Source organism: Caproicibacter fermentans (genome assembly GCF_014303955.1).
GTDB classification, from domain to species: domain Bacteria; phylum Bacillota; class Clostridia; order Oscillospirales; family Acutalibacteraceae; genus Caproicibacter; species Caproicibacter fermentans.
In genome coordinates this window covers 1974905-1988010 of sequence record NZ_CP060286.1, presented here as the reverse complement: position 1 = coordinate 1988010, position 13106 = coordinate 1974905, and the positions used below count along the sequence as shown (strand labels likewise).

Sequence of the window (13106 nt, the reverse complement as noted above, 5' to 3'; positions counted from 1 at the left end):
TTTTCGCTGAGGGGTGGACGCTACGTACGGAATCTTGATTGTGGATGATGAAGCTTACTTCAGAAGGTATTTAAATTCCTGCATTGATTGGGAAGAGTACGATTTTAAAATATGTGCGGAGGCCTCAAACGCGGAGGAGGCCTTGAGGATCCTTCCCGATATTAGGCCGGACGTGATTTTGGCGGATATCCATATGACGGGGATGGACGGTATTGAATTTTCACGGAAGGTGAAGAAAGAATATCCCTTCATTTGTATCATCCTCATCACGGGCTTCAATGAGTTTGAATATGCCAAACAGGCGGTAGAGATAGGCGTATCCAACTATATTTCCAAGCCTTTCGAGAAAAGCGAGCTGATTAACAGTATTTTAAAGGTTAAGGAAACGTTGCGCGACGTTGAAAGCAGAAAGGATCTGATCCTTTCATTAAAAAAGCAATGCGACGACAATATCCCTGTTGTCCGGGAAGCCGTCCTGCATAAGCTGCTGGCCGGCAGCTTTGGAGGGGATATCGGAAAAGCCGAAAAGGAACTGAACCGTCTTGATTTGAAGCTGCCGCCTTTTCCGTCGGCTGTAGTCATTCTGGAATCCGATCTGCTCGCTGCGGGGAACGCTGAAACCCAAAAGTTTATTGAAAAAAGGCTGTATTCAATAACGGAATCCGAATGTCTTTCAGTTGTACAGGAGAATTGTCTGGTTGGCATTGTCCATCTTGAGAAGGATGGAATGAAAGGCTATTTCAAAAGCTCCTGCGGCCGGATTATTTCGGAAATCCGAAAAATGTACGGGGGCTCCGTATCGATAGGCATCGGCACAGTCTGCCGGAAAACGGAACAGATTCCGGAGTCTTACGAAAAAGCGCGCATAGCGCTGAAAAACAAGTTTCTGCTGGGGGGCAACCGGGTCATATCTTACGGTACCCTTAAAATGAGCGGGGTGGGCGAAGAAATGTACCCGTTCGGTTTAAAAAACGATTTGCTGATGTATGCGAGACTGCTTGACGAGGATAAAGTTTCGAAAACAATCAATGACATCTATTGCTCCCTGCTTGAGAAGGCAATTTCCATCGACTTTGTACTAATCCTGTATACCGAGCTTTTATCCGACTGCTTTTCGTTTCTTGCGGAATACGGCTATTTGAGAAGCGAGGTTTTCGGAGCGGGTTTCAGCCCGTTTGAAGAAATCGTGAAAAGCCGGACCATAAGCGAGGTCAATGCATTCGTCCAGTCGGTCTACGGACGGGTTATTTCCTTTTTAAAAAGCAGAAAGAAGATAAATTCGTTAGGCATGGTAAAAAAGGCAAAAGAGTATATCGATCAGAATTATGCAGGCAATCTTACGATCAAGGATATTGCCGCAAAAGTTTTTTTCCATCCGAGCTATCTGCGCTTTCTGTTTAAAAAGGAAATGGGCATGACGGTAAACGAATATATCACAAGAGTAAGAATGGAAAAGGCAAAGGAGCTGCTGCAAAAGGGAAAAAGCAACACCGAAGCCGCATCGCTGGTAGGTTATGCCGACGCCACGTACTTCAGCAAATGCTTTAAAAAGTATTACAAAATTAATCCGAGCGAGTATGAAAAAAGCTTGAATCTTAGAATCTGACGAAGTCGGGAGGGGCAATATGGATTCTGATCGTATTGAGTATAAAAGAACAGGCGGCAGGGTGGAACTGCGCATGAACAAAACCTGCGGTTTTGTGGAAGTTTTAACGCCGGAAATTGTGAGGGTATGCGTGCCCGAGAGAGACGTGGCAAGGGAATCATGGGCGGTAACACAAAAGTTAAAAAACTCATGCGGTTTTGAAACTGAATTAAAAGAAGGCGCTTTGTTGATCCGGACGGATGCGCTTACCATAAAAATCAGCAATGGTTTTAAAGTGGATTTCTATGATACGGCTTTCAACGCTCTTTGCCTGGATTACAGAGGAGAAAGGAAGCCCTTCGAAAGATACAGCCTTGACGGCAGCGCGGGCGCCGAGGGAATCGGCGTGGAAGAAAACAAACCTTTTTACCCCGTTGTCTGCTTGAAAAAGCTTTTTCCCGACGAGCATTTCTACGGCCTGGGCCTGACCGCCGGCTGGCTTGACAAGAGAGGCTGCCGCTATGAAATGTGGAATACGGATGAACCGTCGCCCCATGTTGAGAAAATGAAATCGCTTTATGAATCCGTACCCTTTGTTCTGTCTGTCCGGCATAATAACGCCTATGGCATTTTTTTTGACAATACGCATAAATCATATTTTGACATGGGTAAAGAAAACGACCGATATTTTTATTTCGCGGCGGACGGGGGCGACTTGAATTACTATTTTATCAGCGGACCCCGCGCTTCGGATGTCTTAAAACGTTACACTTTTCTGACGGGCAGAACGCCGCTGCCACCGCTGTGGTCGCTTGGCTATCAGCAGAGCCGGTGGAGCTACGCACCGCAGGAAAAACTTTTGGAAATCGCCGGAGAGTTCAGAAAAAGGCGGATACCGTGCGACGTTTTGTACCTTGATATTGATTACATGGAAGGCTATCGTGATTTCACATGGGATCAATGCCGTTTTCCAAATCCGGAGAAAACGCTGGCCGAAATCAAGTCGATGGGCTTCAGGGTAGTTACAATTGTAGACCCGGGCGTAAAGAAGGATGAAAGCTACGAAGTCTTTCGGGAGGGTATGAAAAAGGGGTATTTTCTGAAAGACGGAAGCGGCAATCCCTATGTTAATAAGGTATGGCCGGGCGCAGCTGTTTTTCCGGATTTTTCCCGCGGGGAGGTACGCCGCTGGTGGGGCGCACAGCAAAGCCGTCTGACAGAAATGGGCGTTGACGGAATTTGGAACGACATGGATGAGCCGGCCGTTTTCGAAGGGATAATCCCGGACGGAATACGGTTCGGGGGTTCGCCCGGGCTTATCCATAAGGAAGCGCATAACATATACGGCAGCCTGATGGCCGAGGCTTCTTACAAGGGAATGAAACAGAGCTCCGGCAAAAGACCTTTTGTCATTACAAGGGCGTGCTATGCCGGTGTGCAGAAATATTCGGCTGTCTGGACCGGGGATAATCAAAGCATGTGGGAGCACCTGAGAATGTCGCTGCCGATGCTCATGAATCTCGGTGTCAGCGGTATCGCATTCTGCGGCGCCGACGTGGGCGGTTTTCAATACGACTGCACGCCCGAGCTGCTGGCAAGATGGATGCAGGCGGCTTTCTTATCGCCGCTTTTCAGAAATCATTCCTGCAGCGGGACGCGGAGTCAGGAGCCGTGGGCTTTCGGGGCGGAGACCGAAACAATTTGCAGAAAATATATCGAATTACGTTACAGGTTCATTCCGTTCCTTTACGATTTATTCCACGCGCAGCTTGAGTCGGGGAAACCGGTTATAAGACCGCTGTTTATGGAATTTCAGAACGATGAAAACGTCTATGACATAAACGACGAATTTATGGCGGGGGACAGCGTGCTTGCCGCACCGGTAGTCGAACAGGGGAAAAGGGCGCGCTGCGTCTATCTTCCTCACGGGCAGTGGTACGATTTCTGGACAAATGAAAAAATTTCGGGAGGAAAACACGTAATAAAGGAAGCTCCGATTGACATATGCCCGCTTTATATCCGCGCGGGGAGCGTAATACCCGTTTGGCCGGTCATGCAGTACACGGGGGAAAAACCCGCAGTACAGTGCGGATTTCTCATTTATCCCGGCAACGCCCGCTATGAACATTATGAAGACGACGGTGAAAGCTTTGATTATGAAAAAGGCATTTATAATATAAAAAAGATCACGGTAACATATCCTAACGCCGACGCCAACACGCTGAAAATTGAGGTGCATCCGGAAAAGAGCAATTTTGAGAACGGAAGCCGATATGATGAGCTTATGATAGCGGGGATACGGCCCGGACGGGTTGCAGTAAACGGCTGCCGAGTGCGATTTGAAAGGAAAGAAGGACTTGTGTGCTTTACCGTTCCGAAGGGAGCACACGAGATTATCGTAAGCGGAAATGAAACTCCTTGTGAGGTGAAAAAGTTTGAAACAAGGTAATTTGAGCACTAACCTTGAACGGGCACAGCAAAGCAGACCGCCCGGAGGCAGTCAAAAAATCGGATAATTTTCTACGGTGTACTCGCAGGCTTAGAGACCAGATAACCCTGTCGTTGCAAGATAAAAATTGCCTCGTCCGCAGAAACCTCACGGTGTACCGGAGGTTTGTCAGATTGATGGTATAAATCCGGGTTGTACGGTTCGTTCTTTTTAAGAATGTTGTAAATTGCGGTCAGCAGCATTCTGGCAATGGCAATAATCGCTTTCTTGTGGCCGCGGCGCTTTTTCAAAGAAAGGTAACGGTTTCGGATTTCTGGATTTTGCTTGGCACGGATGGCACACAGGGCGCATTGTACAAGCAGAGGCTTGATGTAAGCTCCGGCACGGCTGATTCTGGTGGTTTTCTTTTTCCCGGCGCTCTCGTTGTTCTGCGGCGTGAGCCCAGCCCAAGAGCACAGATGCTTCGAGGTGGGAAACACGGACATATCCACTCCGATTTCCGAAAGGATTCCGATTGCGGAAAAGGATTGGATACCCGGCACCGTTAGAACAAGGTTGATTTGCGGCAGATACTTTTCCGCCGTGAAAAGAATTAAGGATTCCAGATTCAGCTTGCAGAGTTCTAGGCCGTCCATGTGGGAACGGATGATGCGGAGCTTTTCAGCCTGTTCGGCACACATTTCACCGTCCACAGCGGCAAGGACTTCTTCATTGGACGCCTTCATTCCTTTGGTTCTGAAAGCAGAAACATCTTTGATCTTTTTGCTTGGGTCTTGCAAGATGTGCTCGATGATCGCGGACGAGGCTTTTCCGAATACATCCGAGAAAACATCATCGAGCTTAATGTTGGAAACAGTCAGGCAATTTTGAGCGCGGTTTTTCTCACCTGTGGTGAAATTGGTAAGCTTCCAGTGATAGCGTACCAAATCCCGAAGCTGGCGGATGTCGGCGGGTGGAATAAAGCTGCCGGACACAAGATCGTGCTTAAATATGTCGGCAATCCATTTTGCATCCTTTTTATCGGTTTTCTTCCCGTGTATAGCCTTGACATACTTCGGGTGAGCGAGAACGTTCTTGCATGTCGGCTCCAGAATGTTGTAGATTGGAATCCAATACTTTCCCGTTGATTCCATACACACATCCCGGCAATCATTTTCTGCAAGCCATACGGCGAGTCTCCGCAAATCCCCGGTGAAAGTGGAAAACCGCTTGCTTTTGTAGGTGGTGACACCTTGCGGATTGGTCGAAGCAATACAGGCTATGACGAAGGATTTATGAACATCCATCCCACAACAGGTGGGATACACAATTCTGAGCATAACACATCCCCTCAAAAAAATATTTGAGGGCGCAGGCAGGGACTGAACGCTCACTGAAAAACGAGTAGTTTGTCTCTCCAAAGATAAGTTTACGGGGTACAATGCCCCATTCATTTGTGCTTGAAAGAGCATCCGGCACACATAATAATGCGGTCAGCCGACAAGGCTGTGCCCACTCACCTCCACGTGCTCTGTAGTGTGCCTGTTTCCTCAAGTACATTTTAACAAATATTTGAATGCTGCGTTAGGAAATATAGGTTTCATTATCCTTTTATGCCTTGCAGCGCAGCGGAAAGGAATGGTCATAATAATGAAAATTAAATTTCTGGGCACAGCCGCTGCGGAAGGCTGGCCCGCACTGTTCTGTGAATGCGAAAACTGCAGGCGCGCAAGGGAAAAACGCGGGAAGAACATCCGGACGCGATCCTCCTGCCTGATTGACGAAAAATATATGGTGGATTTTCCGCCCGACACGTATTGGCACGAGCTGAACGAAGACTTTGAACTGAGCCGCGTTGAACATATCATCGTTACGCACTCCCATGACGATCACTTTTATCCGGAAGACATCATGATGAGAAAAGAACCTTACGCGCATATAAATCGAGATCAGCCGCTTTATGTGTATGGCAGCGATTCCGTGAAGGCAAAGTTTATGCGTGTAAATGTCGAGGAAGATAAAAAAAACAGGATCGTTTTTAAAGAGGTAGAGGCGTTTCATACCTTCTGTGCGGGCGAAGCGAAGGTAACGCCTTTACTTGCCGACCATATCCCGGATGAGAAATGCTTTTTATACCTCATCGATATCGGCGGCAAGGTCCTTTTATATGGGCATGATACGGGAATATTCCCGGAAAAAACATGGGAGTTTCTGAAGGGACGCAGGATCGATGCGGCAATACTCGACTGTACGGACGGGCCCGGCCCGTGCATGCGTTACCATATGGGTTTTCCGGCATGTCTCAAGGTAAAGGACAGGTTGCTCAAGGAGCGGTGCATCGGCGGAGGCACCGTACTTATCATCAGTCATTTTTCGCATAACGGCGGATTTCTGCACGATGAACTCAAGGCAATGTCGTTACCGCATGGATTTATTACCGCGTACGATGGTATGGAAATTCAAATATAAAGGGTGAGTCGACTACTTTTAGCTCCTTGTATAAAAAATTGGAGGCAAATCTATGCCGATTCTGTTTGAACCTCAAAATAAGGTTTTTCATCTTTATAACAGGCATCAAAGCTATATTCTGCAAATTGTTAAGGACAAGTATCCGGCCCACATCTATTGGGGCAAAAGAGTCGGCACCTACAACGGGTGCGGAAGTCTTCTGTTTTTGGAAAGAGGTTTTTCACCAAATCCATACCCTTATGATCGTAATTTTTCTCTTGACTGGCTTCCGCAGGAGTACCCGTCGTACGGCAACGGTGATTTCAGATCCCCCGCCGTGACGGTTCAGCGTGAGGACGGTTCCGTTCTGTCCGAGCTTTATTACCGGTCCTATCAAATAACGAACGGAAAGCCGCGTTTGTTGGGACTGCCCGCTACATATGCCGCCGACGATGAGGCGCAGACGCTTGAGCTGGTGCTGTATGACCGGGTTACTTGCCTCCAGCTGGAGCTCTATTATACGATCTTTAACAACTGTGATGTCATCACCCGTTGGGCCGTGCTGAAAAACAGAGGCACCGAACGGTTAAAACTGCTGCGCATTCTCAGCGCAAACGTGGATTTCCGTGACGACGCGTTTGATATGCTTACGCTTTCAGGCGGATATATCAATGAACGCAACGTGGTTAAAAGACCGGTTTTACAGGGCACGCAGCTTGTGGAAAGCTGCCGAGGCGTCAGCTCCCCGCAGGAAAATCCCTTCTTTGCCCTTATGAGGCGGGACGCAACCGAGGATTACGGCGAGGTATACGGTTTCAATCTGGTCTACAGCGGCAATTTTACTGCGTCTGTACAAGCGGATCAGTTTCATACGGCGCGTGCGGCGATAGGGGTCAATCCTTTTGATTTTTGCTGGCTTCTCGAGCCAGGCGGAGAGTTTACGGCTCCGGAAGCTGTCATGGTCTTTTCTTCAAATGGGTTAGGGGGCATGTCTCGTACCTATCACGATGTTTATCGCTCAAACCTTTGCAGGGGCGAATATAGAGATAAGGAAAGGCCGTTGCTTCTCAACGGCTGGGAAGCCTTCGGATTTAATTTCGACGAAAATAAGATATTGACCTATGCCGAAAAAGCTTCGGAAATCGGGTTTGAGATGCTGGTGCTTGACGACGGCTGGTTCGGAAAACGCACGAACGATACATGTTCGCTCGGCGACTGGGAATGCAACAGTGAAAAAATTCCGAACGGGCTTTCCGCTCTTTCCCAAACTATAAAACAAAAAGGATTGAAATTCGGACTGTGGTTTGAGCCGGAAGCCATATCGGAGGACAGTAAATTGTACAGGGCGCACCCGGACTGGTGCCTGCACGTCGGTCAGCGGCCGTATACCGAAGGAAGAAATCAGCTTGTGCTGGACCTGTCGCGGACGGATGTATGCCGGTATATCGTTGGTTCGGTGTCTTCGGTGCTGTCCGCTTCCGGCATAGGTTACGTAAAATGGGACATGAACCGGCACCTTACGGAAATCGGCTCGCCGTTACTTCCTGCCGAAAGGCAAAGGGAAACGGCTCACCGATATGTTTTGGGCCTTTATTCCGTGCTTGAAGAACTGACGTCCCGTTTTCCGCATGTGCTCTTTGAGTCGTGTTCGGGAGGAGGCGGGAGATTCGACCCCGGGATGCTTTATTATATGCCGCAGACCTGGACGAGCGATAATACCGACGCGGCATGCAGATTGAGCATACAATACGGCACAAGCGTTGTGTATCCGCCTGTTTCAATGTGCTGCCATGTATCCGACTGCCCCAATTGGCAAACAGGCCGCGAAACTCCCCTCGCCACAAGAGGATATGTGGCGATGTCTGGGAATATGGGGTATGAGCTTGACATAACAAAATTGTCCGGCAAAGATACCGAAGAAATTAAAAATCAGATCAAGATCTATAAGGAAATACGGAACACGGTGCAGTTTGGGGATTTTTACAGACTACTCAGCCCGTTCGAGGGGGAGGAAACAGCGTGGATTTTCGTTTCTAAAAATCAAGAAAAGGCGGTTGCGTATGATTTCCGGACGTTGGCAAAACCGTTCGCGCCGATAACTTTGTTAAAGCTAAAAGGCCTTAACCCGGGCTTCCGATACAAAGAGTCGGAGACGGGTGAAATTTTTGGCGGTGACGAACTGATGAATATCGGAATTGCAATCGCGCCGGAATCGGGAGACTTTACCAGCCGTATGTGGCGTCTTGAAAAGATCGGATGAACTTATCTGTCAGGGCTGCTAAAAAGGCTGCGAATACTGAAAGAAATTAAAGTGGGGTTCATTGTGACTGGTAAAAGTATGGAAAAGTGGCAGAAAAAAAATCCTTCTGTTATGCTGGCTCGCCTATGCGGCGGCTTATATTGGAAGAGCAAATCTTGCAATTGCCCTCCCGGGAATGTCCTCGTCGTTTCACTGGAATAACGCGGCATCGGGCATCATTGGAAGCGCGTTTTTCTGGGCATATGCGATTGGGCAGCTTGTCAACGGGTACATAGGCGACGGATTTAAAAGCAGGTATTTTATTTTTATCGGTCTGTTCATGTCGGCCGCCGCGAACTTTGCTGTGGGCCTGTCTTCAAATTTTTCGTTAACTTTGGTTTTATGGGCCTTCAACGGCTTTTTCCTATCCATGCTCTGGGGGCCAATTGTAAAAACAGTCTCGGCCTGGTTTCCGGAGAATAAAGGCACGCGTATTTCGGTTATCCTTTCTCTGTCAATGATAGCCGGCTACCTGTTCTCATGGGGTGCAATGGGGCAGGCGATCACCGCGCTGTCATGGAGATTTGCCTTTTTTATCCCGGCTGCCCTTTTAATGGCGTACTCGTTCGTTTGGGTCGCAAAGGTGCGCGATCACCCGAATGATGTGGGAATCAAATCGCCTGCAGCTTATTCCGTGAAGAAAACCGGCGGAACTCAGGAAAATTCAGGCTTAAATATGAGAGAAGTTTTTATTAAATACAGATTATTTCTGATAGCGGTCGCATGTTTTGTGCAAGGGTTTATTAAAGACGGTCTGTCCCTGTGGGCTCCGACCTTTTTAAAGGCGACGCAAAATATCAATTCCTCGGATATTTCCCTGATTTCACTGGTAATACCGATTATGAGTATGGCCGGTATCTTATGCTCAGGCTGGTTGAATAAAAGATTTCACGGCAATGAGCGAAGGTCCGTGCTGGTTCTTTTTTCATGTTCGGTGATAGCGGGCATAATTCTTCTTATAAGCCTTGGCTCCGGAATCGGAATCACGGTGGTGCTGTTAAGCATTATTGATGCGTGCATGTATGGGGCAAATACGCTGCTTCTTACGATTATACCGCTCAAATTCCGAGCTTTTAACAAAGTATCGGCGGTTGCGGGCTGCCTTGATTTTTGCTCATACATAGGCGCGGCAAGCTCCGGAGTTTTAACAGGCTTCGCCGCCGATATGCTGGGGTGGAAATCCGTTGTCGCATCGTGGAGCATACTTTCTGCAATCGGCATTGTCAGTCTCATCCTGTCAAAAAGGAGAGCTGAAAATATCTGAAAGGAAATGGTCCTTCGCTAGGCCTTGTTTGAAAAATGAATGTTGCACATTGAATAAGATTATGGGAACTCAAGGTGTGAGACAATATGAGATAGTCCTGCCTTTATTCACGTGTCAGCCTCAGAATATTCAGATTATGCCGGATCAGCGCACAGCGCTGCTTTACACAGTCAGGTGATCGCAGAGCGTCTTCGGGGGTATGGAAAGCATAATCCAGAAGGCGGCTGATTGTAGTGGAGGCCATATGCAGGCGCGTATCCGACGACGCGTAATAGATGTAAATATCACCGTTATCGAGTGCAATTGCACCGTTAGTGAACACGACATTGGAAACATCGCCGATACGTTCGGTTCCAAGAGGCGCAATCAGGTAACCGCCCGGTTCCGAAATTACTTTCCAGAGTTCCTCGCAGTCCGTTACAAATACATAAATCACGTACCGCAGGCCTGCAGCCGTATTTCTGACGCCGTGCGCGATATGAATCCAACCCTGATCCATATAAATCGGTGTTGCTTCCACACCGTTTTTCTCTTCCGCGACGGTGTGGAAGCGGCGGGTGCTTGTGATTGTTTCCTCATCGATTACAGCGTGGCGGATATCATCACACGTTCCGAAGCCGATTCCTCCACTGGAACCGGCCGAAAGGAAGCCGTCCATCGGGAGGGTAAAAAAAGCATACTTTCACGAATTTGGGAAGAAGCACGACGTTGCTCTACTGGGGAGATTGTTTTGTCACGAGGGTATCAAGGCGTTCCCATGTTTTCAGATCCTTGGTGCGCACAATTCCGGCGGCGGCGGTCGCGGCGGATAAATCACTGGAGGAGGAATCCTTGCTCTCTGAGCAGAAGACTCCGTAAATCCAGCCATCCTCATGCTTTGTCAGACGCATGTCATATACGTCCACCTCACCCGGACAAGTATCGGGCAGTTGAACTGGATAATCCCAAAACCGAAAACCGTCCACAGGCGAATTGCTTTCCGCCACGCGAAAAACGACTTGCGGTCGCATCCTTCAATCCTTGCGACCAAATAGAACTTCCCGTTTAATTGGATTGCTCCGGGATTAATCGTTGAATTAATTTCAAGCCGCTCCATGAAAAAGGGATTTGTTTCTTCGTCAAGATCATACTTCCAAATCAACGGAATGTGGTTCCGCGTCAGAACAGGATTGCACCAGCGGGTATAGATGTCGTTGTAAAAATCCTCCGGCGTGCTCTTTTTTGTAATCAGCGCTTCCTGTTTCGTGAGCTGACGATCATATTCGGCATTCAGCATCGACGTTCCTCCTTATAATTTCAAAGCAAAGACGTCCGTTGTGGTAGGGACATTTCCATGGTTCCACCATAGGCTTTTGACGGTCGGGGTTGCCGCTGTCATCCACCTGCTAAAACCATTCGGAGTTCGGCCGGGGATCTTTCATTTTTGTTTGAATATAATTCCAGATGTCCACAGCCGCCCTCAGATATTTCGGTTGCTTTGGGCTTTTCTGATTGACGTTGATAAATCCGAGCATCAATTCAGACTGTACCCACCAAACGCTCATTTTGTTTTCTTCGCCCCGGTCACATTCGTTCCAGACGGAATAACTGTGATAAGCCGTTTTGTAAATCTGGTCTGCCAGTTCGGAAGTAATGATATTTCCTGAGACAGCCGGTCAACCTGCAGAAGATTACATCCACAATCCATCAGCCAGGAAGCCTCTATATCATGGCCGTAGGAATGCAGAACCAGTTCTCGTTGAGCTTTTCATTGGCAGCCGGAAAAGGTTCGGTCGAATGCTTCCAGATAGCCGAATTCATCGGTACACTTTTCCTCGATAATATGATAAATTTCATAGGCAGCCCGGAGTGCTTCCGGATCGGAAGCAGCCGATAGTAAGCGGAGAGAGCGTAAATAGCAAATGCCTGATTGTAGTATGCTTTGTTTCGTCACAAACGGATCCGTCGTAATTCACAGACCAGTAAACGCCACCATATTCCTGATCCAGAAAGGCGTTTCTCAGAAAGGTATACGCGTGATCCGCCTCGGATTTTAAAACCAGGGCTGCGGTTGAAAAAAACCATAGGACGCGGCTGTTGAGGATACATCCCTTTACCGCTTTCTGATCAACTGTTAGATCAAAATTCATCCAGCCGAAATAACCGCCGTATTCGTTGTCACGAAGGTTCCTCCAGAACGGAATTATGGTACCGTCCAGCATTTGCCTTGCTTCGTCAAGCAGTGTCATATTCTCTCCTTCTCTATAAACAATCTGATTTTGCGATTACCTACGCCCGATTTCCCGGTCGGTATCTGTAATCGAGCTGTTTGATTTGATATAGGAAATGACTTTATCCACCGTAGTAAAAGCGAGACTGACGTAACTGTCCGCCGCTCCGTAATAAACGGCAATCCGCCCGGTTGCCGCATCTGGCAATGCGGCGCATGGGAAGACGACGTTCGGTACGAAACCGCGTTCCTCATACCACTCTTCCGGCGTAAGCAAAAAGTTCTGGCAGCGATATTTTACAATGGAAGGATTGTCAATATCCAAGCTCGCGCCGCCGATGCTGTATACATATCCATTGCAGGCTCCCATAACCCCATGATAGAACAGAAGCCATCCCTCGCTTGTTTCGATCGGAGAAGCACCGATACCGATTTTCAATGATTCCCACCAATTATGGCTGCGGGACATTACATGGCGGTGATTCCCCCAATATTCAAGGTCGGGGCTTTCGCTGAGAAAGATATCGCCGAACGGGGTATGTCCGCTGTCGCTCGGGCAGGAAAGCATCATGTATTTTCCACGAATTTTCCGAGGGAAAGCAAAGATGCATATTGAAAGGGATTTTGAAATTTCACGGACGGACGACAGATTATTCAGCTCTTTTCTGGAACATTTGGGCCGCGCAATCTACAGCGGCATTTATGAACCCGGGCATCCGGAAGCAGACGAAAACGGGTTTCGCACGGATGTCCTGAAACTGGTGCGGGAACTGAAAATCGACCACGTCCGCTCTCCGGGGGGATTCCCTTTCCGGCTATGACTGGAAGGACGGCATCGGTCCGAAAAGCGAACGGCCCCGCAGACTGGATCTT

General features: G+C 48.3%; 8 protein-coding genes and 2 pseudogenes. 6 read left to right on the top strand and 4 right to left on the bottom strand.

All coding sequences use genetic code 11. From position 1 onward, the window contains the following. The first annotated feature begins 13 nt into the window (after positions 1-13). Complete coding sequence (locus HCR03_RS09775; RefSeq protein ID WP_187034120.1) at positions 14-1606, top strand: response regulator; 1593 nt, start codon at positions 14-16, stop codon at positions 1604-1606. 19 nt (positions 1607-1625) lie between these two features. After that, the gene (locus HCR03_RS09770; RefSeq protein WP_187034119.1) at positions 1626-4034 is read left to right on the top strand and encodes a glycoside hydrolase family 31 protein; all 2409 of its coding nucleotides are present in this window, start codon (positions 1626-1628) and stop codon (positions 4032-4034) included. A gap of 71 nt (positions 4035-4105) precedes the next feature. On the opposite strand, the gene HCR03_RS09765 is transcribed toward HCR03_RS09770, so the two are convergent. Then, a complete protein-coding gene (locus HCR03_RS09765) occupies positions 4106-5353 on the bottom strand; it encodes an IS110 family RNA-guided transposase (protein WP_187034118.1) in 1248 nt (415 codons plus the stop codon). A gap of 310 nt (positions 5354-5663) precedes the next feature. Here HCR03_RS09765 and HCR03_RS09760 point away from each other — a divergent pair, with 310 nt between their 5' ends. The 3 genes from HCR03_RS09760 to HCR03_RS09750 all read left to right on the top strand — a co-directional run bounded on the left by HCR03_RS09760 (position 5664) and on the right by HCR03_RS09750 (position 10024). After that, complete coding sequence (locus HCR03_RS09760; RefSeq protein ID WP_187034117.1) at positions 5664-6482, top strand: MBL fold metallo-hydrolase; 819 nt, start codon at positions 5664-5666, stop codon at positions 6480-6482. 52 nt (positions 6483-6534) lie between these two features. Continuing rightward, a complete protein-coding gene (locus HCR03_RS09755; RefSeq protein ID WP_187034116.1) occupies positions 6535-8721 on the top strand; it encodes an alpha-galactosidase in 2187 nt (728 codons plus the stop codon). A gap of 175 nt (positions 8722-8896) precedes the next feature. Beyond that, positions 8897-10024, top strand: a complete 1128-nt coding sequence (locus tag HCR03_RS09750) for an MFS transporter (RefSeq protein WP_267459173.1) — start codon at positions 8897-8899, stop codon at positions 10022-10024. 103 nt (positions 10025-10127) lie between these two features. Here HCR03_RS09750 and HCR03_RS09745 read toward each other — a convergent pair. From HCR03_RS09745 to HCR03_RS09735, 3 genes and pseudogenes are all read right to left on the bottom strand, one after another. Then, positions 10128-11300 (bottom strand): annotated as a pseudogene (locus HCR03_RS09745) (glycoside hydrolase family 130 protein). A gap of 556 nt (positions 11301-11856) precedes the next feature. Beyond that, positions 11857-12252, bottom strand: coding sequence for an AGE family epimerase/isomerase (locus HCR03_RS20305; RefSeq protein WP_330600994.1), 396 nt, complete (start codon positions 12250-12252; stop codon positions 11857-11859). Between the two features lie 36 nt (positions 12253-12288). Continuing rightward, positions 12289-12831: pseudogene (locus tag HCR03_RS09735) on the bottom strand (glycoside hydrolase family 130 protein); the annotation flags it as partial. A gap of 7 nt (positions 12832-12838) precedes the next feature. Between HCR03_RS09735 and HCR03_RS09730 the strand changes: the two are divergent. Next, a complete protein-coding gene (locus HCR03_RS09730) occupies positions 12839-13054 on the top strand; it encodes a hypothetical protein (protein ID WP_187034115.1) in 216 nt (71 codons plus the stop codon). Positions 13055-13106: the final 52 nt, after the last annotated feature.

Coding starts and splice junctions, on each gene's coding strand:
- HCR03_RS09770 (WP_187034119.1), top strand. CDS start 1,626: ATGGATTCTGATCGTATTGAGTATAAAAGAACAGGCGGCAGGGTGGAA.
- HCR03_RS09765 (WP_187034118.1), bottom strand. CDS start 5,353: ATGCTCAGAATTGTGTATCCCACCTGTTGTGGGATGGATGTTCATAAA.
- HCR03_RS09760 (WP_187034117.1), top strand. CDS start 5,664: ATGAAAATTAAATTTCTGGGCACAGCCGCTGCGGAAGGCTGGCCCGCA.
- HCR03_RS09755 (WP_187034116.1), top strand. CDS start 6,535: ATGCCGATTCTGTTTGAACCTCAAAATAAGGTTTTTCATCTTTATAAC.
- HCR03_RS09750 (WP_267459173.1), top strand. CDS start 8,897: ATGTCCTCGTCGTTTCACTGGAATAACGCGGCATCGGGCATCATTGGA.
- HCR03_RS20305 (WP_330600994.1), bottom strand. CDS start 12,252: ATGACACTGCTTGACGAAGCAAGGCAAATGCTGGACGGTACCATAATT.
- HCR03_RS09730 (WP_187034115.1), top strand. CDS start 12,839: ATGCATATTGAAAGGGATTTTGAAATTTCACGGACGGACGACAGATTA.